This window comes from Galbibacter sp. PAP.153 (assembly GCF_037029175.1).
GTDB lineage: Bacteria > Bacteroidota > Bacteroidia > Flavobacteriales > Flavobacteriaceae > Galbibacter > Galbibacter pacificus.
Genome location: NZ_JAZEUN010000018.1, coordinates 1 through 25,444, shown reverse-complemented (window position 1 = coordinate 25,444; position 25,444 = coordinate 1). Strand labels below are relative to the sequence as shown.

Annotated in this window: 20 protein-coding genes; 5 read left to right on the top strand and 15 right to left on the bottom strand. The window is 39.7% G+C overall.

What is annotated here, in order from left to right; translation table 11 throughout:
• Positions 1–70: 70 nt before the first annotated feature.
• From UXI14_RS12445 to UXI14_RS12430, 4 genes are all read right to left on the bottom strand, one after another.
• The gene (locus UXI14_RS12445; RefSeq protein WP_335966416.1) at positions 71–901 is read right to left on the bottom strand and encodes a dienelactone hydrolase family protein; all 831 of its coding nucleotides are present in this window, start codon (positions 899–901) and stop codon (positions 71–73) included.
• A gap of 111 nt (positions 902–1,012) precedes the next feature.
• Entirely contained in the window at positions 1,013–1,372 is a 360-nt protein-coding gene (locus UXI14_RS12440; RefSeq protein ID WP_335966415.1) for a DUF805 domain-containing protein, read from the bottom strand.
• Positions 1,373–1,633: 261 nt separating this feature from the next.
• Positions 1,634–2,398 (bottom strand): carboxypeptidase-like regulatory domain-containing protein, encoded by a 765-nt coding sequence (locus tag UXI14_RS12435; protein WP_335966414.1) that lies wholly within the window; start codon positions 2,396–2,398, stop codon positions 1,634–1,636.
• A 175-nt stretch (positions 2,399–2,573) separates the two neighbouring features.
• The gene (locus UXI14_RS12430) at positions 2,574–4,340 is read right to left on the bottom strand and encodes a DEAD/DEAH box helicase (protein ID WP_335966413.1); all 1,767 of its coding nucleotides are present in this window, start codon (positions 4,338–4,340) and stop codon (positions 2,574–2,576) included.
• A 287-nt stretch (positions 4,341–4,627) separates the two neighbouring features.
• Between UXI14_RS12430 and UXI14_RS12425 the strand changes: the two genes are divergently transcribed.
• Complete coding sequence (locus UXI14_RS12425; protein WP_335966411.1) at positions 4,628–5,518, top strand: molybdenum cofactor synthesis domain-containing protein; 891 nt, start codon at positions 4,628–4,630, stop codon at positions 5,516–5,518.
• Positions 5,519–5,969: 451 nt separating this feature from the next.
• On the opposite strand, the gene UXI14_RS12420 is transcribed toward UXI14_RS12425, so the two are convergent.
• The 9 genes from UXI14_RS12420 to UXI14_RS12380 form a co-directional block, all read right to left on the bottom strand.
• Positions 5,970–7,412 carry a rubredoxin gene (locus UXI14_RS12420; RefSeq protein WP_335966410.1) on the bottom strand — a complete coding sequence of 481 codons (1,443 nt, stop codon included), beginning with the start codon at positions 7,410–7,412 and terminating at the stop codon, positions 5,970–5,972.
• Positions 7,413–7,423: 11 nt separating this feature from the next.
• A complete protein-coding gene (locus UXI14_RS12415) occupies positions 7,424–10,945 on the bottom strand; it encodes a molybdopterin-dependent oxidoreductase (protein ID WP_335966408.1) in 3,522 nt (1,173 codons plus the stop codon).
• Positions 10,946–11,072: 127 nt separating this feature from the next.
• The gene (locus UXI14_RS12410) at positions 11,073–12,497 is read right to left on the bottom strand and encodes an MFS transporter (RefSeq protein WP_335966407.1); all 1,425 of its coding nucleotides are present in this window, start codon (positions 12,495–12,497) and stop codon (positions 11,073–11,075) included.
• A 196-nt stretch (positions 12,498–12,693) separates the two neighbouring features.
• Positions 12,694–13,347 carry a response regulator transcription factor gene (locus UXI14_RS12405; RefSeq protein ID WP_335966406.1) on the bottom strand — a complete coding sequence of 218 codons (654 nt, stop codon included), beginning with the start codon at positions 13,345–13,347 and terminating at the stop codon, positions 12,694–12,696.
• Between the two features lie 95 nt (positions 13,348–13,442).
• Positions 13,443–15,239 (bottom strand): ATP-binding protein, encoded by a 1,797-nt coding sequence (locus UXI14_RS12400; protein WP_335966405.1) that lies wholly within the window; start codon positions 15,237–15,239, stop codon positions 13,443–13,445.
• A gap of 53 nt (positions 15,240–15,292) precedes the next feature.
• The gene (locus UXI14_RS12395; protein ID WP_335966404.1) at positions 15,293–15,877 is read right to left on the bottom strand and encodes a DUF4202 domain-containing protein; all 585 of its coding nucleotides are present in this window, start codon (positions 15,875–15,877) and stop codon (positions 15,293–15,295) included.
• Positions 15,878–15,888: 11 nt separating this feature from the next.
• Positions 15,889–16,266 carry a nitrite reductase small subunit NirD gene (gene nirD / locus UXI14_RS12390; RefSeq protein ID WP_277900690.1) on the bottom strand — a complete coding sequence of 126 codons (378 nt, stop codon included), beginning with the start codon at positions 16,264–16,266 and terminating at the stop codon, positions 15,889–15,891.
• Between the two features lie 113 nt (positions 16,267–16,379).
• Positions 16,380–18,890: a nitrite reductase large subunit NirB gene (gene nirB / locus UXI14_RS12385; RefSeq protein WP_335966403.1), complete on the bottom strand. Its 2,511-nt coding sequence runs from the start codon at positions 18,888–18,890 to the stop codon at positions 16,380–16,382.
• 244 nt (positions 18,891–19,134) lie between these two features.
• The gene (locus UXI14_RS12380; RefSeq protein WP_277900692.1) at positions 19,135–19,722 is read right to left on the bottom strand and encodes a porin family protein; all 588 of its coding nucleotides are present in this window, start codon (positions 19,720–19,722) and stop codon (positions 19,135–19,137) included.
• A 298-nt stretch (positions 19,723–20,020) separates the two neighbouring features.
• Between UXI14_RS12380 and UXI14_RS12375 the strand changes: the two genes are divergently transcribed.
• Positions 20,021–20,740 (top strand): M15 family metallopeptidase, encoded by a 720-nt coding sequence (locus tag UXI14_RS12375; protein ID WP_335966402.1) that lies wholly within the window; start codon positions 20,021–20,023, stop codon positions 20,738–20,740.
• A 3-nt stretch (positions 20,741–20,743) separates the two neighbouring features.
• Here the strand turns inward: UXI14_RS12375 and UXI14_RS12370 are convergent, their stop codons facing one another.
• Entirely contained in the window at positions 20,744–21,448 is a 705-nt protein-coding gene (locus UXI14_RS12370; protein ID WP_277900694.1) for an NUDIX domain-containing protein, read from the bottom strand.
• Positions 21,449–21,540: 92 nt separating this feature from the next.
• Between UXI14_RS12370 and galK the strand changes: the two genes are divergently transcribed.
• The gene (galK, locus tag UXI14_RS12365; protein ID WP_335966401.1) at positions 21,541–22,707 is read left to right on the top strand and encodes a galactokinase; all 1,167 of its coding nucleotides are present in this window, start codon (positions 21,541–21,543) and stop codon (positions 22,705–22,707) included.
• Positions 22,708–22,709: 2 nt separating this feature from the next.
• Complete coding sequence (locus UXI14_RS12360) at positions 22,710–23,750, top strand: UDP-glucose--hexose-1-phosphate uridylyltransferase (RefSeq protein ID WP_335966400.1); 1,041 nt, start codon at positions 22,710–22,712, stop codon at positions 23,748–23,750.
• Positions 23,751–23,816: 66 nt separating this feature from the next.
• Here the strand turns inward: UXI14_RS12360 and UXI14_RS12355 are convergent, their stop codons facing one another.
• A complete protein-coding gene (locus tag UXI14_RS12355) occupies positions 23,817–24,260 on the bottom strand; it encodes a hypothetical protein (RefSeq protein WP_335966399.1) in 444 nt (147 codons plus the stop codon).
• Between the two features lie 209 nt (positions 24,261–24,469).
• Between UXI14_RS12355 and trxB the strand changes: the two genes are divergently transcribed.
• Positions 24,470–25,441 carry a thioredoxin-disulfide reductase gene (gene trxB / locus UXI14_RS12350; protein WP_335966398.1) on the top strand — a complete coding sequence of 324 codons (972 nt, stop codon included), beginning with the start codon at positions 24,470–24,472 and terminating at the stop codon, positions 25,439–25,441.
• The last annotated feature ends 3 nt before the right edge of the window (positions 25,442–25,444 follow it).

Here is a 25,444-nt window from a genome sequence, read left to right as displayed (position 1 = left end):
TACGTATAAAATACCTTAAAGTATGTATGCTTGTTAGAAACACCTTGGCAAACAGTCGCCCGATGTGGTATTATTTAAGCAATTTTAGCAATCGTTCCCAAGCTTCATCGTGTGCTTTTTTGTTGGCTTCATCGGTATCGGTTTCTGCGCCCCTTCTCATAAATGCATGTCCGGCCCTGTTGTAAATTACGGGCTCATAAGTTTTGCCAAATTCCTGCATGGCAGTTTTGGTATCTGGAATGGTTGCATTTACGCGGTTATCGTTTCCACCATAAAAACCATATACGGGTGCATTAATGCTTTCCAGAGCATTTTTGTCTTCGGGAGCGGTGCCATAAAACACAAAAGCCTTGTTTATGGCAGGGTTGTTAGTGGCGTACCTAAAACTTTGAGATCCGCCCCAACAAAAGCCAACCACCGATACTTTTCCGGTACTGGCCGGGTCTTTTTTTATGTATTCAAAAGCTGCGTTCAGGTCTGCTGTAACCCCATCTGGGCTTAAGGCATAGATGGCTTCCCGAGCTTTGTCGGAATCGGCAAAATCGGTTGTTTTTTCAATTCCTTCAACAGTATTAGATATCATGTCCGGGGCAATAACAAGGTATCCTTTGCCCGCCAGTTTATCGGCAAAAGAACGTGCCCAGTCGTTTAATCCTCTGTTTTCGTGTATTACAATAACGGCATCGGTGGCAACATTGCTTTCGGGATAAACCACAAAGGCTTTAAAAGTACCCTTTTCACGTTTTAAATCTACCCACTCGTGGTGTCTTTCGGAGTTGGAGAGTTCCTTGCTTATTTGAGAAACGGCCTCGGCGGTAACGTCTTTACCTTTCTTGGCTTCTTTTTTACAAGAAACCAAGCAAAGTATAGCGGCTAGTATTATGAATGTATGGGTTTTCATATATTTTAATTTTTTAGTTTATTGATACTGAAGATACTAAAAAAAATAATGAATAAAATCCCGTTGCAATGTAGCAGCTAAACTTTTTTGTTACAAAAAGTAAGGGAAGGGTTATTCTTTCCCGATTTCTTCTATTTCAGAGATATTTTCATTTTTAGGGTCGGGACCATATTGGTTTGGACCATTATCTCCTTCTGTAGCAAGTAGTATTATGTTATACAGGGGAACGAGTATAAACCAACCACTTTTATCAACGTCATGAAGTCTTCTTACACCCACTGCAAGAGAAGGAATAAATGAGGCAATAACATATACTAAATTAAGATACCTTGTGCCATTTATATACGCTTCTCCCAAAAGTAACGAATAGCTGACTATCATGTTGAACAAGAAAAAATACCAATATTCGCTTCTTCTGGAGCGTCCGTTAAATTCGGCATATTTTTGAAATGCCATTAAAGAATATTTCATAGATATAAGTTTAGTGTCGTAAATATGCTATTTTTTGTCATTTAAAAAACAAGAAGTTAATAGAATAACCTATATTTTCTGATATTTAATATGAAAATTTACCGATTGCCCGCTATAGATCATAACATATGTTTAATGGCCGAAGCGCGGTTAATGCTTGATTATAAAAGTGTTAACTTTAATAACCTCTCGGTTGGAAGCGAAAGTACATTGTGATTGATTACGTAGACTCAATAAAATTTTATAGATGTCTTTCTTTGATTAATTCCCTCGGTTAAGTACTTTGTATTCTTCGTAGCAATTACTTATGGCATCGAGAATTTGGAGGTCGTTGGCGGTTTCAATAAAACTGTCGGAATAATTACAGTTTCGTAAAATTTCTTCAATATCCACTTTGTCCACTTGCAATAGGGCCATCAAGGTTTCGCGGTCGAATTTGGAAGCCAGCAAATTACGGATTTTATCATCTTCCTGCATTTTTCTAAGCTTTCGCATTTGTTTGGGTTTCTTTCCAAAGAGGTTATGGAGGAAATCGGCCGGGTTGAAGATGGAGCCCATAACCTTAGCAAAGGCATTGGGGTTCCTGCTACCGGCTTCGTAACCAACGTTTAGGCCCGAAATGCTGTATCGGGCAGATTCGTTTATGGGAATATTCTTGGCATCGATATCTAGGTAGCCCGTAAGTTGGAATGGCCGTACCACAACTTCTTCCAGGGCATAAGCCAATTCGGTCAATCCTATTTTGGTATTTTGATATTTGAGCATGTCGTTGGTAACGCGGACTTTAATGGACTTAAAACCGAGGTACGACAAATATAGCGTGTCGTTGGCGCGGGCGGGAATATTAAATTCGCCTTTTTCGTTGGTAATGGTACCGATAACCTGGTTTAGGTTAAGTACATGGACATTGTCCAAAGGCGCATCGTCCGAAGTGTTCACGACAGTTCCTTTTAACGCTCCTTCGTTGTCTTGCGAAAAGGCATGGCCAAAGGAGAGAAGGGCTAATATCAAAAATATTTTTTTCATTACTTCAAACATACTAAAAAAGTAATCTGATGCCTAAAGAATGTGATTGGTTTATAAACAAATATAGTAGGTATCACAATAGACCAACAGTTCGTTACGTAAATTAAATTGCGGCTAAAAATAGCAAACAAAAGGAAAAAATGCGCCTATTGGCGCATTTTTAATTTATAATTAACTAAAATCTTTTTTTAGATCTTCTTTTTCCACTCCCGGGCTTATTTCCTTTTCCGCCTTTTTTACCAAAGCGTTTTTCTCCATAACTGCCCCCAGAACCTTTATCGCTTCTTCTGCTTCGTTTTCCGCCTCCGCCAGAGCGTTTACCGCGCCCTCTTGAGTTTTCGCGGGCATTTTTAGAAACTTCTACGTTGATGAAACGTCCGTCCATTTTAAATTCAGAGAAAGTGGCCAAGACCTTTTCGGTATGCGTAGAATCTGTATTGAAGAAAGAAAAACTTTCTTTAACATCTACTTTAAACAGGTCGTCTTTTTCCAGTTGAAGCTGCTCTCTTAAAAAGTCTTTTAAAACCATCCAGTCATAGCCATCACGGGAACCAACGTTGATAAAATATCTTGTGTTTCCTTCTGATGAATAATCGCTTCCGTTGGAACTTGAATTTGCAGCAACATTAAGGTCGCCTGCCTTTTTGTAATATTCGGCAAAACGGCCAAATTCTACAGAGACCATTTTTTTAATAAGTTCCTCGCGGTCAATGCCTTCTAAAACATCGTTTATTGCAGGCAAATAGTTCTCAACATCATCGTTTATTTCGGTGTTCTTGATCTTGCTTGCCAAGTGGTACAACTGGATTTCACAGATTTCGTCGGCAGTTGGTATTTTCTTTGCTTCAAATTTCTGTTTAATAATGCGTTCTATGGCATGTATCTTACGTTGTTCGCTTTTGGTAATAATAACCATTGAGATCCCCGATTTACCAGCCCTTCCCGTACGCCCGCTTCGGTGCGTATAGGTTTCTATTTCATCTGGTAACTGGTAATTAATAACGTGGGTAATATCGTCTACATCAATACCGCGTGCGGCAACATCTGTGGCAACCAGCATTTGTATTTGTTGGCTTCTAAAGGCCTTCATAACAATATCACGTTGGTTCTGGCTTAAATCGCCGTGAAGTGCACCGGCATTGTATCCGTCTTCAATTAACCTTTCTGCTACTTTTTGGGTATCGCGCTTTGTCCGGCAAAAAACCACCGAAAAAATATCCGGGTTGGTATCGGCCAAGCGTTTCAGGGCCAAATACCTGTCCCTACCGCTAACTACATAATATTCATGTTGTACATTTTCTGATGCAGAGTTTTTTGTTCCCACGGTAATTTCATGTGGGTTTTTCATGAATTTCTTGGCAATTGTAGCTACTTCTTTTGGCATGGTTGCAGAAAACAACCATGTGCTTTTTTCTTTTGGCGTATGCGAAAGAATGTCCTTAATGTCTTCGTAAAAGCCCATGTTCAGCATTTCGTCTGCTTCATCGAGTACACAATACTCAATTTTAGAAATGTCTACCATGTTACGGCTTATCATGTCTTTCATCCTACCGGGCGTGGCAACTACAATCTGCGTTCCTCTTTTTACTTGTCTTGCCTGTTCTGTAATACTGGCGCCCCCATATATGGCCGTCACGTTTAGCGATGGGTAATATTTGGAATACAATTTTAATTCGTTGGCGATTTGCAAGCATAGTTCGCGTGTGGGCGATAAAATAAGCCCTTGCGTGGTCTTGCTGTTTGCATCTATTTTCTGAATCATAGGAAATCCGAAAGCAGCTGTTTTCCCTGTACCTGTCTGTGCCAAGGCCACCATGTCGGTTTCGTTGGCGAGTAGGACCGGAATAGCTTTCTCCTGTACTTCAGAAGGCGTTTCAAAGCCCATGTCGGTTATGGCCTTGAGTAGCTGTTCGTTCAGTCCTAATTGTTCAAATTTGTTCATATATCTATTTAAAATAAGGGCGCAAAGGTACTCTTATTAATTGACATCACAGTATTTATTTTAATAAATATTTCAATCTCTTTTAATTGATAATGAGGTTTTTAATATAATACAGCACTGTATTTGGGCTTAAATTCATCAGGGGGCTTAAATTTTTTTCCCGAACAGGGCAGATTCTTCTTTTTTTAAGCATGTTTACCGTTCACTAAATCTTATATTTGAAAAAGGATTACAAAATGAAAAACGGTATCGCTCCTTTTATGATATATCGTTAAATACTATTTAAGATGAAAGATATTTCAACCACAATAAAAACACTTTATGCCTCAACGGCCGAAATTACGCTTACGCTCGGAACCCCTTTGATGCCGCTTTATACCAAAGAAGTTTTTGCCGAAGTAAAGACTACGGTTTTATTGGCCGTTAAAAACACCCCATCGATATTGCCGAATGCTCATCCTTTTTTAATTGATGCCATTGAAATAACCGACCTATTGGAAGAGAACAAACTTACCTTTACCGTTATGGTAAAGGGCATCCATAAAACCAATCTGGATGCAGAGGCCATGTTGGGCGCATCGATAGCGGGAATTGCATTAAGGCAGTTTTTTAACGGTAACCCAGATGGGGGCGTAGATTTGGGTCCTGTAAAAATGGTATCGGGCAAGGGCGGGATCGATAAATTTAAACGCATGTACCCATTGGGGTTAAAGGCAGCAGTTGTTGTGTGTTCTGATACTATTTCTGAAAGAAAAAAGGAAGATGCCGCCGGAAAGGCCATTATTAAAAAGCTTAAGGAATGCAATGTTGAAGTTTTAAATTATGAAATTGTTCCAGACGAAAAAGATATTATCGCCTCGAAAGCCAAAGAATTATCACGTGACCATAACTTATTGATCTATACCGGGGGAACCGGATTGTCTTACAGGGATATCACACCTGAAGCATTAAAACCTTTGTTGGATAGGGAAATACCAGGGATAGAAGAAGCCATACGGAGTTACGGGCAAGAGCGCATGCCTTTTGCAATGTTGTCCAGAAGTATGGCCGGTACCATCGGGAATTGTTTGGTACTTGCTTTACCGGGCTCTACCAATGGTGCAAGAGAATCCATGGAAGCTATTTTCCCCCATGTCCTCCATGTTTTTAAAATACTGCGCGGCCAAGGCCATGATTGAGTTTAAGGCTTTTTCTAGTTTAGCGTTGAGGGTTCAGGATTTATAGTTTTGGTTTCTGGTCACTTCGACGTAAGGAGAAGTCACATAATGCAATGAATTAATAAGTAAATGAGGAAAGGGGGTTAGTTAATGGTTAATTGTTATTAGGGAAAAGTGAAAAGTGATTAGGGATTAGTTAATTGAACACTCCCTTAGCGATATTTGAAACCTGAAACCTGAAACCTTGAACCTCTGGACTCTCAACCCTCAACTCTCAACAACATAGCATCGTAACAGCATAACAACCTTGAATAGTGATTAGCGATAAGGGAAAAGTGATTAGGGATTAGTTAACATACTCAAACCTGAAACCTTGAACCTCTGGACTCTCAACCCTCAACAGCATAGCAACGTAACATCATAGCTACATAATAGCAAAAAAACCTAATTATTAATTGAACAACATCCCACATCATTCCAATTCTTTTACCAATACTTTTTTGGCGAAGGCACTTTTATGAGCTTCGCATAGGGAACAGCAATAGGTTTCGGGCAGTTCGTTGAATGGGGTTTGCCGATCGATATTTTGTGTTATGTCGCCATACTCGGGGTCGTAAATGGTTAGGCACTCCCTACATTGGTATACTTCTGTTTCAATGGTATCTTTTTTTTCTGTTTTTTTATTGGGAGTGTCTTGCCCCTCACCTAAAACATCAAAATACATTTTGCTGAGTTCAATTAACAGGCCGGGGAGTTCCACTTTATCTACGTCCTGCACATGGATTAGGTATTCCATTGTATTTGGGTCGAAGTTTTTGGCATAAAGTAGGTTATAGGTGTCGCGTATTTTAAAATCGACCGAAATTTCGGGCTGTTTGTTCTTTTCAATTACAATAGAGGTGAAATAATAGGCTTTACGGGTATAATCGGTAATTCCAAAGGTAAGCCCGTAAGTACTGATGTCGTTTTGATCGAAATTGGAGACCAGGTATCTTTTAAGTTTCAAAGCTTCTTTATTGGCAACGGGCAAATGCCAGTTTAGTTCCAACATGGAATGGCGGACATTGATGCCTCTTTTTCCTAAAAATTTTTCCCATTTTAATTTAAACTCTGTCTGGATTCCTTTAATGATAAAAGATTTCCATGGGGTAATGCCTATTTTACCTATTTTGCATTCGGCGCACAGATCGCACATGGATTTTAAAAAATCTAGGTCGTATTTATTGTTTCTCCAATAAAGTCCCAGCCAATATTTGTCGGTGCCCATCCTGTTCATCCCTTCATAATAAGGAAAAGGGTGAAAAGGTACGTGCAAGGGAGTGTCAATATTTCTGTTGTTAGCGTCCACGGCATCGTTTACCAGCTCGAATACCGTTGAAACATTTTCGGGTTCTTCTTGCAGGAGCGCCTCAATGGCAACCGACACCTTGGCAATATCCCAACTATAGATCAATACCGGGTACATGGTCGTTTTTTCCCATTGCGGGAGCCTTAAGTACAAATACCAATAATCTTCGTGCGGAGAAGCAATAAAGTTTAAATGTCCGGTATAAAGTGGAACGAGCCTTTGTTTGGGGTCGGCAATGTTGATTTTTAATAATGGTTGATGCCTAAACTGTTCTAAGATATACAAATAGCGGTCTCCCGTCAACCAACTGGTGTTTGGGAAAATATCGGCAGAAATATAAGAGCACATAATGTTCTCTGTACCTTTAGCATTGGGCGCAATCCATTCCAGGTCGTTAAAATTATCGAGCTGTTCCCGTTTAATCTCTTTGTTGAAAAGAATGTCCTGCCGGGAGCCAAAAGAAATACTTTTTAGGCCCGAATTTTCGGCGCAGGTTACTATGTTTTTAAGCTCGCCGGGAGATAAAACGCCTCCTTTTATGATTAAACGGTACAATTCTTTTCTCATTGTTTTGTTTTTTAAGTGAGTACGGCACTGTTTTTTAGGAGCTGCCTTACTTCGGTCTTGCAACTTCCACAACCCAGGCCTGCACCGGTTTGTTTGCACAAGGCTGTATAGTCGGTACATCCGCTGGAAATGGCCTCCTCTATATTTCCGGTGCCCACTTGGCTGCACGAGCATATTAATTTTCCTTTTACGGGTTTTGTATTTCCGCTTCCGCGGAGCAGGGTGTCCCTTTTGTGCGAAAGTTCTGTTTTGTTTTCGATCATCTCCTTAAACTCGGCAAATTCGTTTTTATCGCCCATAAGGATGGCCCCTACCAGTAAATCGTCTTTTACAATACATTTTTTATAATAGCGCTTGCTTACGTCCATGAATATAACTTCTTCATAACTGCTATCGTTTTCGGGAATGTTAAGGTCCCCGATACTGCAAAGGTTGAGGTCGTTAAACTTAAGGATGTTCATCAACACAGAACCTTTGTACGAACTGCTGATATCTCCGGCGATAAAATTTGATAAAATATTGGCTTGTTCTTCCGCTGCGGAAGTAATTCCGAACAGTTGATTGTTAAACTGCGCAATTTCGCCAATTGCAAATATCGATGCATCTGAAGTTTGCAAATGTTGGTTTATTTTGATGCCTCTTCCACAGTTTATTCCAGATTTTTTGGCAATTTCTATGTTCGGCCGTGTACCAATGGCATACACAATGGCATGTGCATTAAAGCTTTTACCACTTTTAAGCGTTATAAAAAGGTCGCCAGATTCTTCATCGTCAAAAACAGTGCTAACCTCATTGTCAAAATAAATCTGTACGCCTCTTTCCTGGACGTCCATGGCAAGTAATTTACTGGAAGTTTTATCCAGTTGGCGCTCCATAAGTCTTGAGGAACGTTGAATAATGGTAATTTTCATGCCTTGGTGCTTAAGAGCTGCGGCAAGCTCCAATCCTAGAAGTCCGCCCCCAACAATAACCACATGTTTTTCTTTTATTGGGAGTTTAATTTTGTCCAGATGAAGTTTAAATTGGTCGGCATCTTCTTTGCTCCTAAGCGTATACCTGCCCGGCAGGTTTAATTGTACATCGTTTGGAACAAAGGCCCGGCTTCCGGTAGCCAATATCAAGCGGTCGTAGCTGTATAAATTTCCATGTGCGTCCGTAACGGTTTTTTGCTCCCTGTTGATTTGTGTGATGGAAATTCCGCCATGAATGGCTATTTTGAGTTTCTTCAGCTCGTTTTCCTTCATTTTTTGAAGCTGTTCCCAAGTAAGTTCTTCGGTAACATATTCCGGTAAAAGCACACGGTTGTAAAACGGATTCTCTTCTTCTGAAAAGACATCAATTTCATCAAGTGGGTTATGGTCCCGGTAATTTTGAACAAACCTGAATGCGGCGGCACCTGCGCCAACAATTATAATTTTTTCTTTCTCTTTTTTATATTTTGATACCGAAACGGCCGTAAATTTAAAATCGGGTTCTTTGGATTGTGGGTCAACAATGGTATTGGTAAGGTTGTTTGCCCGGTTAAGGTCACTTTTTAACACTTTCCCCCAGTGCATCGGGATAAAAATAACGCCCTCACGGACATTGTCGGTAACTTTTGCGCGAAGCCGTACCGTACCCATTCTACTTTTAACTTCGGTAATGTCGCCATTTTTTATATGGTACAAATAGGCATCTACGGGGTTTATTTCTATTACTGGGCTGGGGTAATGCGTATGCAAGCGGGATACCTTGCCTGTCTTTGTCATGGTATGCCATTGATCCCTAATTCTTCCGGTTGTTAAAATTAACGGCTGCTTTGCATCGGTTGGAATAGATGCATTTTCTGTGCTGTATGGAACATTGAAAATTGCTTTTTGCGTTGGCGTGTAAAATTTCCGGTCTTCAAAAAGGCGTTGGGTTCCTTTGTGCCTATATTCTGGCACCGGCCATTGTATTGTGCCTTCGTTTTTAAGTCGGTCGTAATTTAAAAAGGAAATGTCGATGTTTGTTCCTTTGGTCATGGAGCAATATTCCCTGTAAATTTCTTCTGTTGAATTATAATTAAAGCCCCGATAACCCATTTTTGAAGCGAAATCGCATAATATTTCAACATCGGGCCTGGCTTCACCTGGGGCATTCAGTGCTTTTGGAAGGTATGAAATCCGGCGTTCAGAGTTGGTCATGGTACCTTCTTTTTCAAGCCACCCGGCAGCGGGAAGCAATAAATCGGCCATTTTAGAAGTATCTGATGCATGCGAAATATCCTGAAGAACCACAAATTTGGCATTTTTCAAGGCTTCTTCAATTTTTCTGGCATTGGGCATGCTCACCATTGGGTTGGTACATACAATCCATATGGCTTTTAATTTTCCTTTTTCGAGCGCGTCAAACATTTCGGTAGCTGTATAACCGGCTTTCCCCGAAATACTGTTTACGCCCCAAAATTGGGCTACTTCTTTACGGTGGGTTTCATTGAAAAGGTTTTTATGAACCGCCAATAAATTTGCCATTCCGCCAACTTCGCGGCCTCCCATAGCGTTGGGTTGTCCGGTAAGCGAAAATGGGCCCGAACCGGGTTTGCCAACTTGCCCGGTAATGAGGGACAAATTGAGCAGTGCAAAATTTTTATCGGTACCAATTACGCTTTGGTTTAGCCCCATTGCCCACATGCTTATGTAGCCATTGGAAAGCCCAATCATGTCGGCGGCTTTTTTAATATCGTTTTCTGGGACACCACATATTTTTGAGGCTTTTTTTAGGGAAACGGACAATATTTGCTCTTTGTATTTTTGATAGTTTTCGGTGTGCTCTTTTATGAAATTGTAATCAATAAGCCCGCGTTCCAATAAACGCCTTCCAATGGCATTGTACAGCACAATATCTGTACCGGGGATTATTTGCAAATGAAGGTCGGCAAAATTAGCAGAATCGGTTTTTCGCGGGTCCACGACAATAATTTTCACTTCGGGGTTTTTCTCCTTATGCTGTTCTATCCTTCTAAAGAGAATAGGGTGGCACCAAGCAGGATTTGCTCCTGCAATTAAAAAGCAATCGGCCAGTTCTATGTCGTCGTAAGCAATGGGTACCGAATCTTCGCCAAAAGTCTTTTTATAACCAACAACCGCCGAGCTCATGCATAGCCTAGAATTGGTGTCGATGTTGTTGGTTCCTATAAAACCTTTGGTGAGCTTATTGGCAATGTAATATTCTTCTGTTAAGCATTGTCCAGAAACATAAAAACCTACACTGTCCGGTCCGTGTTTTTTTATAATCGATTTAAAAACCGAAGCTGCCCTTTCCATGGCATTATTCCACGAAACACGTTCCCGTGGATGCGATTTGCTCCAACGCATTTCGGGGTACAAAATCCTATCAGAGATATCGTTGGCAACATAATGAAGGTTCATTCCTTTAGAACACAACATCCCCCTGTTTACGGGATGGTCTTTATCGCCTTCGACCGTTACCCTGTTTTGGGCATCTTTTTTTACAATTATGCCACAACCAACACCACAGTACGAACAAGTTGTTTTTACTTCTTCTGTCATCATTCTATCACCGATTTTAAACTAATTTGCATATTTTAATTTTAAAATGAAACAGGGCTTCCCCATTATTATGAATACAATAATTTTAGCAGCCAACTATTTTTAGATTCATAATTTTAATCCTTAATGATTAACCATTTGCAGGGCTGAGTTTTCCAGATGACTGTTGTGTTTCCCTGCGTGCAACTTTTTCGTCTTGAACAGAAAATCTAATTGCAAGGGCGGTAAAGCCTGTTACAATTACAAGAAAACCAATAATTAGGTATCCACTTGATACGGCATTTGCAGCAGCTTCAGCTTGGGCTGTTTTAATAAGGCCATTGCTTAGTCCCTGACTTTCGGCAATGGCTATTTTTTCGGCAATAGCCGATTTTGATTTCAGTAAAATAGCGGCCAGAAAGGCACCTACATTCCCACCGGCACCAACAATACCCGAAATAGAACCAATGGCCCTTTTGTTTATAAATGGTACAACAGAAAATGTAGCCCCTTCGGCCATTTGTACACTCAGGCTAAATGCTACGAGGAAGAAAATGCCCAATGTTAAACTGGTAATGGTAGAAAACACGGAAAGCATGATACCTTCTACCGCCAATATTATGGCCAAGAACAAAACCCTGCCACGCAGGCCTTTTTTGTTGCCAAACCTGTCGCCAAAAAAGCCGCCTAAAGTCCGGGCAAAAACATTCATTAGAGCAAACGATAGCACAATGTTCCCGGCGGTAATCCTTTCCAGCCTAAAAGTATTTTGCAAATAGTCGTCCATGGTGCCATACACGGTTAATTCTATTCCAAAACACGCTGCGTAAACTATAAATAAAATCCAGACCCTGTAATCTTTAATGGCCTCCAGAAAGCCTACTTCATCTTTTTTGGCATTCGGTATTTTTTTTCCTTTTTCTTTCAACTCTTTAAAATTCCCTTCGGGAGTGTCTTGCGTAAAAAAATAGTATACAATGCCCATTAAAAAACAAATGCTGCCTGCAATAACCATTGCATAGCGCCAGGCATCGGTTTCGGCAACGCCAAAACTTATTACGGCCGCGGCAATTAGCGGCATCCCCAAACGATTGGCTCCCCCGCCCAGATTACCCCATCCTGCCGAGGTGGCATTGGCTGTGCCAACTACATTGGAAGCAAACATCAAGGAAGTATGAACCTGCGTAATAACAAAGGAAGCACCTATAAAGCCAACAAAAAGCCTGCACGCCAAAAATTGAAAAGGAGTTTGCACCAAACCGGTCAGGATCACAGGAATGGCCCCCAATATTAAAAGCCATGTGTAGCAAAGCCGTGGCCCATATTTATCACATAATTTACCAATTAATAATCTCGCAAACACGGTTCCAGTGACCGCTAGGATAACCGCGTTCCATTTTTGGTCTGGAGACAAGCCAAGCTCTTTTACCACATCTGGCATAAAGGGCACAATGCCAAACCATGAAAAAAAGCACATGAAAAAGGCAATAGCAGATATCCAGAACGTTCTTATGGGAACGCTTTTTAAATTGGTTAAATTTAATTTTGTAGCTTTTGTTGTAACTATAGTTTTCATAATACTTAATTTTGATTTAAAAATAAGTATTAATACGTAATTAATGTTAAAAAATACAAGTATTTAGGAAGAATTATTAAAAAAGGAATTTAGCTGATTTATTTTGTAAAAATGCTAAAAATCAACTATTTATTATGTGTTTTATTAAATATGAAGGTAATTGGGTGCGGAGTTGAATTGTATGTAATATTTAACTTTATATAAGATTGTGCATTTGCGCTTTGTTGACCAGCTCGATCTGGTTTTTTACATCCAGTTTTTTCATTAAATTAAAACGGTGTACTTCGGCGGTGCGTTTGCTTATTTTTAGTTCTTCGGCAATTTCTTTATTGCTCAAGCCCTTTAAAACCTGTTCCATTATTTGTTTTTCCCTTTTGGTAAGGTTAAATTCGTTTGTGTTTGTAGTGTCTTTCTTTTTAGGTTTTCCGTCAACAAAATTATTGATGATGATAGAAGAAACATCGCCTGCAAAATATTTGCCACCTTCTGCAATGGTATGTAGGGCCTTGATGAATTCTTCTTTGCTGGCGCCTTTTAAGAGGTATCCGTCGGCCCCGGCCTGTATGGATTGTACAACGTATTCTTCTGAATCGTGCATGGAAAGGACCAAGGCTTTTATATCGGTTGGGGCAGATTTAAGCTTTTTTACAACTTCAATGCCATTCATTTCGGGCATTCTAATATCGACCACCAAGATATCGGGTTTGTTTTTGGCGATAACTTCCAGTGCTTCTTTTCCGTTTGAAGCTTCATCTATTACCTGAATGTTTTCTTCGTCTTCCAATAACGATTTTATCCCGTCCCTAACAAGTACGTGGTCGTCTGCCAAAATGATATTGATTGTGCCCATGAATGTTCTGTAGCTTTTCTAAGTACGAAAATACGGAAAAATACTTAACCAAAGTTAATCCGTTTAAGCGGATTGTCAATAAGCATTTTGAAGTTTTAAACAGGCACATTTAAGGTAACCCGGGTACCTTCGCCCTGTGTTGAAGAAATAAACAAGCGTCCGTTTATATATTTTATACGTTCTTTCATAAATGTAAGTCCCATGCCGCCTTCGCCATTTTTCCGGGACTGGGTTTTTTTGGGATCGAACCCTTTTCCGTTGTCGTCAATAGTAATACTTAAAACTTCATTGCTATGGGACATCGAAACAATGATGTGCGAAGATTCCGCATATTTTATGGCATTATTGACTGCTTCTTGCGTAATTCTGTATATGTTTATTTCTGTAAGCGAATCTAACCGATCGTTAAAATTGGTTTTATTAAAAAGAACAATGTCCTTTCCCGTAAATTTAGAAAGTTCCAAGGTAAGTTTTGTAAGTGCCGAAACAATGCCGTGGTCTGTAAGTTCTGGCGGTGTAAGGTTAAAGGTGGCCGTCCGCACGCCTTTAATAATATTGCTTGTAAGTTCTTTTAGGTGGGAAATTTTTTCGGCCGTTTTTTCCCGGTTGGAAACATCTATACTTTCAATGTTGTATTTAAGTCCCGTAAGCATTTGCCCTATACCGTCGTGTATGTCTTTGGCAATTCTGTTCTGTTCTTGTTCCTGATTTTCAATAATTTTTGCCGACAGCTCTTTTTGTTGGTCCATTTCGGCCTGGAAGCGCTCTTTTGTAAGTTTTTCTATTTGGATTTGCGCCTTTTTGCGTTCGGTAATATCAAAACAAATTACAAGCAGTTCTTCTTTGTGGGTTACCGGGTGGTACGGAATTAACGACATTTCCAGCCATACAGATGCATTGCCGGCCGTAGTTCCCTTAATTTCCCCTTGCCAGCCCGTTTGTAGGTGGTCTTCAATAATTTTTTCTATTTGCTCTTGCTCACTTACATGGGTTGAAATGACTTCGGCAAATTTTGTGTTTCCCGAAAAACTCCTGTAATTAAACAAACTGCTAAATTTATTTCCCAATTCTATTAAATAACCATCGGTAGAGATGCGGGCAAACAGTAGTGTTTGCTCCATAACAAGGCTCAAGGCCTTTAATTGTTTAACAGACTCTTCCTTTGCCTGGCTTAATTTATCGGCATTATAGGCCATCTCCTTTGCTCTTTCTTCCGATAGCAATAAATTCTTTATGGTTTGCTTGGTACGTTTGGCTGCCGGCCAGAATATCAAGAGAAATTCAGCAAGTAAAATTGCAAGGGTAATGATTAGCAGTACAAATTCTAGTTTCTGTAATTTCTCTACTTTTTGTGTGGCTTCACGGTCGTATTGGTTTACGATGCGATCCATGAGGGTCAAAAAATTTCTTTCGTGGAAAAGGATACTAGAAATTTCACCGCTTATTTTTTCAGAAGAAAAACCGTTTTGTTTCGATTTTTGCAGGATAGTGTTCGTGGCATTTTGTATTTCTATAAATGAAGGCTGAAGCTCGTTGAACATGGTTTTGATTACTTCTGAATTATTCCCTTCAAACTGCATAAGTCCGCTTCCATTTTGCAACGCCCTGTGCGAATTTACCCATAACTGAAGCGTGTTCTCCAGCGTGTCCAATTGTGATTTGGAGATAGAATGGCTTAGCAGTAACACTTCCTTACTTAGTTTTTGGCTTAGCATACGCTGCCTTCCCGCAATGTTTACAATCTTGGCATCGTCCCGCTGATCGCTTAAATATTTGCGTACCAACAACTGACTGACAATAACCGACAAGGCAATGGCACTAAGAGCTATAATGTACAGTTTCCTTAAACGGTTAAAGGTATTCTGGTCGAGCGATGTGACCTTTTTGTCCATGATTGAATGTATAACTTATTTTGGAAGCCTTTCCTGTTTTATTAAGGTTCTTTTTAAGCCAGTGCTTTTTTAATAAGGGAAAAACTTTTTTCGTCCAAAGGTAGTTCTAAGGCAGCTTTGTGTCCTTTTTCTGACATTTTCCCCCATGTTTTTTGAAGGATATCTACTACTTTTTCATCAGGATGTTTTTGTGCGAAATCTTCAAAATAATAATGAAGGAAAACCAAACAGACAACATCTTCCAAAGTTTGGGAATCGGGGTCTTTTTTTAGCATTTTCTTTCGTATTAAAAAAGAAACACGTTCAATAAACTCAACATTGTAACCAACTTCAGAAAGGATTTCGGAGGTCATGTCGGCATGCATCTTTTTAAGTTCTTCCCGCCATTTTAAATATCCAATGCGGTCCATGGGATACGAGGAGCGGTCTATTTTCCAACGGGCAATATGCTGTGCCCTTGCGGCAATTTGCAGTTCTTCATTGGCTTGAGGATTAAAATCAAGCAATGCCTTGGTCATTCTTTGGGCATATAAAAGCTCTTTTGGATATTCCTTACCTTGATAGATCTCTTTGTTTGGGTCTTTTGCGTTTTCTTTGTCTATTTTTTCAATGGCTTGTTCAAAACTCGGTTGGCTCATAGCTTCATAAATTAATCGGTGAAGCCAATATACACATTTTCGTTTTCAATTTTAACAGGATAGGTTGCAATTTTATAATCGTCGCCATTAAGGTTTTCACCGTTTTCAAGTGAAAAGGTTTTTTTGTGTAGGGGGCAGGCTACCTTTGGTGTTCCGCTTAGGTCGCCTATCATTCCTCTGGAAAGTACCATTTCCATTTTGTGCGGACATACATTTTGGCAGGCGTACCATTTTGATTTTCTAGTAAAGTTGTATACTGCTATCTGTTTGGCCTTATATTTTATACAGGCTCCGCCGTTTTCGGGAAAATCATTAATTTTTCCCACATGAAACCAAGTCATCACTTTTGTTGATGCAACCGATTGATATTGTTGAAGTATTTGTTCCATTGTGTATAATTATTTTGAGAGCATTCGTTATTAAAAAAATAAGGTTCAGCGTTCAGTTGGCAGTTTTTACAACTGACATCCTGCCAACTGATATAGTAGACCACTGTATGCGTTTATCTCCAGGCCTTTGGCATTTTTTGTTCCCTTAACGGCACGTATTCTATGTTGTCATCGGGATCGTTGGAATTTACAAAATGTTTAAAGCGCTTCATCATTTCCGGATCTTCAATGGCCTGTTTCCATTCGCACTCGTATTGGTTTACCAAACCCTGCATTTCTTTTTCAAGTTCTTCGGCAATGCCCAGGCAATCTTCAATAACAACTTTTTTTAAGTATTCAATACCGCCATCCAATTTTTCCAGCCAAGGAGCGGTTCGGGTAAGGGGTGCCGCAGTGCGGATGTAAAACATTAAAAACCGATCAAGGTATTTTATACAGGTTTCGTCGTCCAGTTGCTCGGCCAGTAGAATGGCATGTTTGGGCGTGGCACCCCCGTTACCGCATACATATAGGTTCCAGCCACCTTCTACGGCAATTAAGCCAAAATCTTTTCCGCGGGCTTCGGCACATTCCCTTATGCAGCCAGAAACGCCGCCTTTTAATTTATGCGGAGAACGTAGGCCCCTATACCTATTTTCAATTTCTATGGCAAAAGAAACGCTTTCGTGCATTCCATACCGGCACCATGTGGAGCCAACACAACTTTTTACGGTCCGAAGAGATTTTCCATAGGCATGGCCGCTTTCGAACCCGGCATCGATGAGTTCTTTCCAAATAAGGGGAAGTTCGTGTAGTTCTGCGCCAAAAAGGTCAATGCGCTGTCCGCCCGTAATTTTTGTGTACAGATCGTATTTTTTGGCAACGCTCCCGAGCACCATTAACTTTTCGGGGGTTATTTCCCCACCGGGAACACGGGGTACAATAGAATAAGTGCCATTTCGTTGAATGTTTGCCAGAAAACGGTCGTTAGAATCTTGAATGGTAACCTGCCTATTGGCAGTTTCCATATAAATACTTGCAAAAAGCGAAGCCAGTGCAGGCTTGCAAGTTTCGCAGCCATCTCCTTTGCCAAAAAGGTTTAGGGCTTCGTTAAAAGTTGTTATTTTGTTTATTTTTATTAAATCGTACAGTTCCTGTCGGTTATAGCTAAAATGCTCGCACAAGGTTTCCTTTACTTCTTTCCCCAATGCTTTTAAAGATTCGTTTACCAAATCTACAACCATGGGTTTACACCCGCCACATCCGGTGGTAGCCTTGGTGTTTTTAACTACATCTGCGACAGAGCAGCAAGTTTCGTCTTGTATCATTCCGCAAATGGTCCCTTTAGAAACACTTTCGCAAGAACATATTTGTGCCGAATCTGGAAAATCCATAACACTTCCCACGGAAGAAGCTTCGCCACCCCTTGCACCAAGGATTAAATCTTCAGGATTTTCGGGTAGCTTCATTGCATTGATATACAGTTGAAAGAGCGTGTTGTAGTCTGAAGCATCTCCCACTAAAATTCCGCCGAGAAGTTTTTTTCCATCTTTGGAAACATTAATGCGTTTGTAAATTCCTTTGTGTTTGTTTTCAAAAGAGATTACCGCGACTTCATCATTTTCAATAAAGGGATCGCCAAAACTGGCAACTTCGGTTCCAATAAGCTTTAATTGCGTAGACATGTCTATAGACGGGGCCATGGTTAGGTCTCCACCGGTAATTTGCTCGACCGCCACGTTTGCCATATCGTAACCCGGTGCAACCAATCCATATATTCCGTTATTGTACAGGGCAACTTCGCCAATTGCATAAATATCTTTTTCAGAGGTTTGCATTTTATTGTTTACCCAAATACCACCACGTTCGCCAATTTTAATGCCGGAGTTTCTTGCCAGCTCATCCCGCGGGCGGATGCCGGCCGAGATAATGAGCATATCTATTTTTAACGAAGAATTATCGTTAAAGGCCATGCTTTCAATGCCATTTTTACCAAGGATTTCACTTGTTGCCTTCTCCAAGTGGACTTTTATGTTCATGGCTTCAACTTTTTGTTTGAGCAGGTTGCTGGCAGGAAGGTCGAGCTGCCTTGGCATTAGCCGGGGCGCAAACTCTATTACATGTGTGTTCATGCCCAGTTCTTTTGCGGCGTTGGCAGCTTCTAGCCCCAATAAACCACCGCCAAGCACGGCCGCTTCTATTTTTCCTTCAGATTTTAATTTAGAGGCATAGCTCTTCATGGCATCCAGGTCTTCAAGTGTACGGTACACAAAGACACCCTTTTTTTCTACGCCTTTAATTGGTGGGATGAAGGGAGAGGAACCGGTAGCAATAACTAAATAGTCGTATGTAAAGCTTTCGTTTTTATAGGTTTTTATTTCTTTTTTTGAAGGGTCTATAGACGAAATCAATGAAGAAGTATGCAGTTTTATATTGTTTTCCAAATACCATTTTGAAGGTGCCAGTAAAAGTTCGTTGGCAGATTTATCGCCAAAATATTCACTTAAATGAACACGGTCGTAAGCAGGCCTGGGTTCTTCGCCAAATACTTCAATTGAAAAATCCGTGCTATTGGCTTTATTTACCAGTTTTTCGCAAAACTTATAGCCAACCATTCCATTTCCGATAACAATGACTTTCTTCATAACTACGTAAATTTGAATTCAAATATAAGTAAAAATACTTAATTTAAAATACGTATAATACTTAATTATGAAGTGGATACTTATTTTTATGGAATTGTAAATTTGAAGTTGGTTTATTTTTTAAATGGATAATTTTAAGCGGTTTAATGATGCATATGCATAAAAAGAAAATCCGTAAGCATTATAAAAACGCCTACGGATTTTTTGGGTTTGGGTTTACCTATTATGTTTAATTATGGTTCTTTTAGAACATGTATCCTAATCCGGCAGAAAATACGGAGTTGTGGATATCGCTATCTTCAACAATCTCTGTTAGCCCGTATGAATATCTGGCTTGAAGGAAGAATCCGTTTTCAAATTTATATTCTGCACCACCCGTTAATTGAAAATCAACATCATTAATGGCGTCTGTATCAAAATCGCCTGCGTCTTCAGTGGGTTCAAAATCAATTTCCTCGTTTACTTTAAACCCAACTTGTGGACCTGCGTGTAGGTTAAAGCCATCTGCTAGATATAGCTTTGCTAAAAGTGGTACCTGAATGTAATCTACCTGAAATTCGCCATCGGGCTCGTCTTCACGGTCGTTTATTTCAAAACCTTGACCAGAATAGAAAACCTCCGGTTGAACAGAAAAACGCTCGCTTAATGGCGCTTCTGCCACCAAACCGGCATAAAAGTTTGTCCTTGAATCCGGACTGTCAATATCGTCTCCGGTTACACTGGAAAAGTTTACACCTCCACGTGCCCCAATCTGGAACTCGCTGGACCACGATTGTGCACTTGCTATACTACCTATTAGTAAGGCTGCTATAATTAAAACTTGCTTTTTCATAATTGTCTTTTGTTTGTTGTTAATCAAATTTGTTAATCCAAAATTAGGAGGCAGGGAAATACAAAAGCGTTAATTGAATTATAAGTTAATTGTAAGAATAACTTAAAAACCATGTAGAGTATATTCTTTTTTATACGGTCTTATTGCTGATGATATATTCCTATATATTTAATTACAGCTATTTTGAGTATTGTTTTTCGTTTCAATTATAATAGCAAATGCATAAAAAGGTGTTATAAATTCTTTAACTTTTTAAATTTTATATCTTTACCAACCTTAACAAAATAGATGCTTTTAAATGAAAAATTATCTTCTTGTACTTGTACTTGTAATCATTTCTTGTAAAAACGAACCAAAACAAACTAACAAAGCTGCGGGACCGTCTATAAAGAAAGACAGTATAGTTACGGTTGACAGTACACTGTTAAAAGAAGAAAAAAAGGCTGAAATGCCCGCTCTTGATAGTGTAAAGGACACTGCTTTTGTACGCTTGGCAGATTATAGCGACGATTTTGTTTATGAGATGAAATATGCCACCACCGATAATTTTTTAAAAGCACAGGTGTACGATTGTGGCGAATGCTATGTACGGGCAATTACTGCAAGGGCGCTTTTAAAGGCAAATAAAGCTTTTATGGAAAAGGGTTACCGCATTAAATTTTTTGATTGTTACCGCCCGCACGATGTACAAAAAAAGATGTGGAAAATAGTACCCAATGCAACCTATGTCGCAGATCCGGCCAAAGGCTCCATACACAACAAAGGAGGAGCCGTGGACATAACCCTTACCGATTTGGAAGGCAAAGAACTGGACATGGGCACTCCTTTTGATTTCTTTGGGAGAAAGGCCAGGCATGCCTATCAAAACCTTCCGGAAGAAGTGCTTGACAATAGAAAACTATTGAAAAGCACCATGGAATCTTTTGGTTTTGGTGCCATTACTTCAGAATGGTGGCATTACAATTACAAGCCCACTTTAAACTATAAAATTGCAAATTTTACATGGGATTGTAAATAATACTTATAAAATTTCAAAATTATAACCCGACTCTAAAAGCTTTTTGTAGTTTTCATGGTCGAACCTATAGTAATAGGCCCCTCTTTTGGAAGAGCTCTTATCTTTTTCGTCCAGTTTTTTCAACACCTTGAACGAAAGCACTTTCTTTCTAAAATTGCCCGGGTCTAGATTACGCTGAAAGATGGCTTCGTATAAACTTTGTAACTGCGGAATGGTAAACTTTTCGGGCAACAGTTCGAAACCAATGGGCTGGTGTTTTGCTTTTCGGCGTAGCTTGGCCAAGGCATCTATTACCATTTGGTCGTGATCCAAAACCAAATCGGGCAATTCGTCGAGTTTATACCAATATGCTCCGTGTTTTTCGGTAAGTTCCCTATCATATTCATCAATTCTTATTAAGGCAAATTGTGCAACCGAGATACAGCGGGCACCATCGTCTCGGTCTGCCTTACCATAGGTTAGCGATTGCTCGAAAAAAACATTGTCTAAGCCGGTAATCTCTTTTAATACCCTTCGAGCGGCATTGTCAACATCTTCGTTAATTTGGACAAAGCTTCCAATGAGCGACCATGCTCCTTTTTTGGGCGCTACACGTCTTTTAAATATAAGGAGTTTTAATTCTCCGTCGTCAAAACCAAAAACAATGCAGTCGGTTGCAACGTGCATTTTTGATTCATCTTTATAATATTCTTCTGCGCTTGAAATCATTGATGATTATAATTTATTTGAAAATATTTTAAAATTACAATAAAAGTATATATCACTTTTATTATATTTGTTTCACGTAAAATTAGCAAGATTTGAAAAATACGACGCAATCTGATAATAGGCAAGAAAACTTTTTGGATTTAAAAAATTTTGAGGGCGAGGTTTCTGTACATTCACCCGGAAGGATTAATTTAATAGGGGAGCACATAGACTATAACGGGGGGCATGTTTTGCCCGCTGCCATCGATAAAAAGATTTACCTTTCTTTTAGAAAAAGCGGCACGAATGCATGCCATATATGGTCTAAAAATTACCAAACAGGTTTTACTATCGATCTCGATGAGGTTAAACCCAGCCAAACAGAATGGCAAAACTATATTTTGGGCGTTATTCATTATATACACGCGTTAAAACCAAATACGGTAAAGGGGTTCGATTGCGTTATTGACAGCCATTTGCCAATGGGTTCTGGTATTAGCTCTTCGGCCGCTTTGGAATGTGGTTTTGCCAGCGGACTCAACAAGCTTTTTAATATAGGCCTTACCAAAGGCGAAATTATAATCCTCTCCCGCGATGCCGAACATAATTATGTAGGTACCAAATGCGGGATAATGGATCAGTTTGCAGTGGTAAAAGGAAAAAAGAAGCACTTAATTTTACTCAACTGCCAAGATTTGGAACATCAGCTTATAAAATCTGAATTTGAGCCTTACCAACTTGTCCTGTTAAATTCCAATGTATCGCATAACCTTGCAAGTAGCGAGTACAATACAAGAAGGAAAGAATGCGATGAAGCATTGGGCGTTGTAAATAAAAAATATCCGCAGTACAAATATTTGGTAGAAATACCAGAAAACGTAATCATGACATTTAAGGACGAGCTTCCCGAAAAAGTCTACAACCGCGCCTTGTATGTTATACAGGAAAACAAACGGACACTCATGGCCGCAAATGCGTTGGAGGATGAGCTTTTTGAAGTATTTGGCAATTTACTATATCAATCGCATCATGGGTTACGTAATTTATATGAAGTTAGTTGCGACGAACTTGATTTTATGGTGGATTTTTCAAAAGATTACAATTATGTTTTAGGCTCTAGGATGATGGGCGGTGGTTTTGGAGGGTGTACCATTAATTTAGTTCACCAGGATTATGTTTCTTCATACATTGAAAAAATTGGCAAGGCCTACAAAGAAAAATTTAATATTGAATTGAGCCCTATCGAAGTGAACATAAGCAATGGGGTGGAAATACATTGAAAATGAGCAATACAATAAACAATAAACCACATAGAAGATATAATATTTTAACTGGCGAATGGATTTTGGTTTCGCCACACAGGACCAAGCGTCCTTGGCAAGGCAAAAAGGATCAAAAAAGTGAATTGCAAAAAGTAGCTTACGACCCAAATTGCTATTTATGCCCAACCAACGAAAGGGCGAGCGGAGACGTAAACCCAGACTATAAGGGAACCTATAGTTTTACAAACGATTTTGCCGCGCTTTTACCCGATGTGGAGCCAGAACAATACAAAGAAGGTTTGTTGCAGGCCGAAACCGAAATGGGAATATGCAAGGTAGTTTGCTTTTCGCCCAATCATGCGCTTACATTGCCGTTAATGGAAGTCGAAGAAATTACCAATGTGGTAAAACTATGGAAAGAAGAATATAAATCCCTTGGAGAAAAAAAAGGGATTAACCATGTGCAAATATTCGAAAATAAAGGTGCCATCATGGGGTGTAGCAATCCGCACCCGCACGGGCAAATATGGTCGCAGTCTTCTATTCCGCAAGAGGTTGTAAAAAAACAGGAAAAGCAAAAAGAATATTGGGAGGCCAACAACAGCAGCTTGTTGCAGGATTATTTAAAGCAGGAGCTTGAATTAAAAGAGCGTATATTACTGGAAAACGATCATTTTGTGGCCTTAATGCCTTATTGGGCCGTTTGGCCTTATGAAGCCATGATCGTGCCAAAAGAACATTACCAGGACATTTCCCAGTTAAACGAAAAAGAAGAAGTTGCCTTTGCTGAAATTATTAAAGAATTGACCATAATGTTTGATAATCTTTTTGAAACTTCGTTCCCGTATTCATCAGGAATACACCAACGTCCTACGGATGGTGGGAAACACCCGGAATGGCATTTTCATATGTCATTTTATCCACCGTTGTTGCGCTCGGCAGAAGTAAAGAAATTCATGGTAGGGTACGAAATGTTTGCCAATCCCCAAAGGGACATCACGGCAGAATCTGCGGCAGAAACGCTCCGGGGCCTTCCAAAAGTACATTATAGTAAAAAGTAAACGATAAGGACCAAAATTTACATTAATAAAAAAACTAGATAATTCTAGCATTTTTGATTGTAGATGTTATTTTATCCTTTTGTAATTTTCCGAGAAAATGGAGTTTCCTTCATCATCAATGGTAATCTGGCTAAAATGGTTTTTGTCTATTACCAGTTTAAACGAAAAAATCCGCATGGTATCAATAATACGCATCATGGACGCAGAACCATATTCAAGTTTTTCTTGTAAAGCATTATCCGTAGTATTGTAAGACCCGTATCCAAACCATTCAACAGAATCCTTGGGCACAAAGCGGGTCCACATAACCTTACCTTCATGATACATTTTAATTTGCCGGTAACCGTCAACATTATGAATGGTATCTATAACGGTATTATTGTCGTAGGTATAGCGGTTTTCCAGTTCCCATACACCTTGAATAGAATTTTTTTGATCATCATCTTCAGAAGTACCCGAAAGAAGCACAAGAGCAAAAACAATAACCAATGGATAAAATATTGTCTTCATAACTGCTTTATTTTTGATGAACTAGTAATTTGAGTACTGTTAATTTACGAATTTTTATGTTATGAACGAAATAAAATGAACATTCTTTAATGCATGACTTTCAATATTAAATTTGTTTATTGTTTGATAATAACTTTTCATCATTTCGGCTGTAAGCTTTTTACTAAAAAACCTACTTTTGCTATATAAATATTTAGAAAGGATATATCATGTCTGAAAAAGTTGAAAGAATAAAATGTTTAATAATAGGTTCTGGCCCTGCGGGGTACACAGCTGCAATATATGCTGCCAGGGCCGATATGAAACCTGTAATCTATACAGGGTTGGAGCCCGGTGGGCAATTAACAACTACAACCGAGGTTGATAATTTTCCCGGCTATCCAGAAGGGATAGACGGCCCCTCAATGATGGTACAGTTGCAACAACAGGCAGAACGCTTTGGAACGGAAGTGAGAATAGGAATGATAACCTCCATAGAATTGAACGATGAAGTAGGGGGCATCCATAAAGCGGTGGTAGACAATGCTACAAACATAGAGGCCGAAACGGTAATAATATCTACAGGTGCAACGGCCAAATACCTTGGGCTGCCAAGCGAGCAACGCTTAAGGGGAGGCGGGGTATCTGCATGTGCTGTTTGCGACGGGTTCTTTTTTAAAGGTCAAGATGTTGCCATTGTAGGCGGTGGGGATACCGCTGCCGAAGAAAGTACTTATTTGGCCAATATTTGCAACAAAGTTACCCTATTGGTACGAAAAGGAGAGATGAGGGCTTCCAAAGCCATGCAGCACCGGGTAAACAATACGCCCAACCTGGAAGTTAAATACTACACAGAAATAGAAGAAGTTCTTGGAGACCAAGTAGTAGAAGGCCTTAAGTTGGTAAACAACCAAACCGGTGAAAAAGAGGAAATTAAAATTACAGGCTTATTTATAGCAATAGGACATAAACCAAATACCGATATCTTTAAGGACCAATTGGAAATGGACGAAACCGGGTATATTGTTACCAAGGGGAAATCCACAAAGACAAACAAGCCCGGGGTTTTTGCCAGTGGCGACGTTCAGGATAAGGAATACCGTCAGGCTATTACCGCTGCCGGGACTGGCTGTATGGCCGCTTTGGATGCAGAGCGCTATTTGGCAGCCGTGGAGAGCAAAGAAGCCGAAATAGAGGCATAAATA

Excerpts from the sequence above, each read along its gene's own strand:
- UXI14_RS12445 (WP_335966416.1), bottom strand. The coding sequence starts at position 901 with ATGAAAACCCATACATTCATAATACTAGCCGCTATACTTTGCTTGGTT.
- UXI14_RS12440 (WP_335966415.1), bottom strand. The coding sequence starts at position 1,372 with ATGAAATATTCTTTAATGGCATTTCAAAAATATGCCGAATTTAACGGA.
- UXI14_RS12435 (WP_335966414.1), bottom strand. The coding sequence starts at position 2,398 with ATGAAAAAAATATTTTTGATATTAGCCCTTCTCTCCTTTGGCCATGCC.
- UXI14_RS12430 (WP_335966413.1), bottom strand. The coding sequence starts at position 4,340 with ATGAACAAATTTGAACAATTAGGACTGAACGAACAGCTACTCAAGGCC.
- UXI14_RS12425 (WP_335966411.1), top strand. The coding sequence starts at position 4,628 with ATGAAAGATATTTCAACCACAATAAAAACACTTTATGCCTCAACGGCC.
- UXI14_RS12420 (WP_335966410.1), bottom strand. The coding sequence starts at position 7,412 with ATGAGAAAAGAATTGTACCGTTTAATCATAAAAGGAGGCGTTTTATCT.
- UXI14_RS12415 (WP_335966408.1), bottom strand. The coding sequence starts at position 10,945 with ATGATGACAGAAGAAGTAAAAACAACTTGTTCGTACTGTGGTGTTGGT.
- UXI14_RS12410 (WP_335966407.1), bottom strand. The coding sequence starts at position 12,497 with ATGAAAACTATAGTTACAACAAAAGCTACAAAATTAAATTTAACCAAT.
- UXI14_RS12405 (WP_335966406.1), bottom strand. The coding sequence starts at position 13,347 with ATGGGCACAATCAATATCATTTTGGCAGACGACCACGTACTTGTTAGG.
- UXI14_RS12400 (WP_335966405.1), bottom strand. The coding sequence starts at position 15,239 with ATGGACAAAAAGGTCACATCGCTCGACCAGAATACCTTTAACCGTTTA.
- UXI14_RS12395 (WP_335966404.1), bottom strand. The coding sequence starts at position 15,877 with ATGAGCCAACCGAGTTTTGAACAAGCCATTGAAAAAATAGACAAAGAA.
- nirD (WP_277900690.1), bottom strand. The coding sequence starts at position 16,266 with ATGGAACAAATACTTCAACAATATCAATCGGTTGCATCAACAAAAGTG.
- nirB (WP_335966403.1), bottom strand. The coding sequence starts at position 18,890 with ATGAAGAAAGTCATTGTTATCGGAAATGGAATGGTTGGCTATAAGTTT.
- UXI14_RS12380 (WP_277900692.1), bottom strand. The coding sequence starts at position 19,722 with ATGAAAAAGCAAGTTTTAATTATAGCAGCCTTACTAATAGGTAGTATA.
- UXI14_RS12375 (WP_335966402.1), top strand. The coding sequence starts at position 20,021 with ATGAAAAATTATCTTCTTGTACTTGTACTTGTAATCATTTCTTGTAAA.
- UXI14_RS12370 (WP_277900694.1), bottom strand. The coding sequence starts at position 21,448 with ATGATTTCAAGCGCAGAAGAATATTATAAAGATGAATCAAAAATGCAC.
- UXI14_RS12360 (WP_335966400.1), top strand. The coding sequence starts at position 22,710 with ATGAGCAATACAATAAACAATAAACCACATAGAAGATATAATATTTTA.
- UXI14_RS12355 (WP_335966399.1), bottom strand. The coding sequence starts at position 24,260 with ATGAAGACAATATTTTATCCATTGGTTATTGTTTTTGCTCTTGTGCTT.
- trxB (WP_335966398.1), top strand. The coding sequence starts at position 24,470 with ATGTCTGAAAAAGTTGAAAGAATAAAATGTTTAATAATAGGTTCTGGC.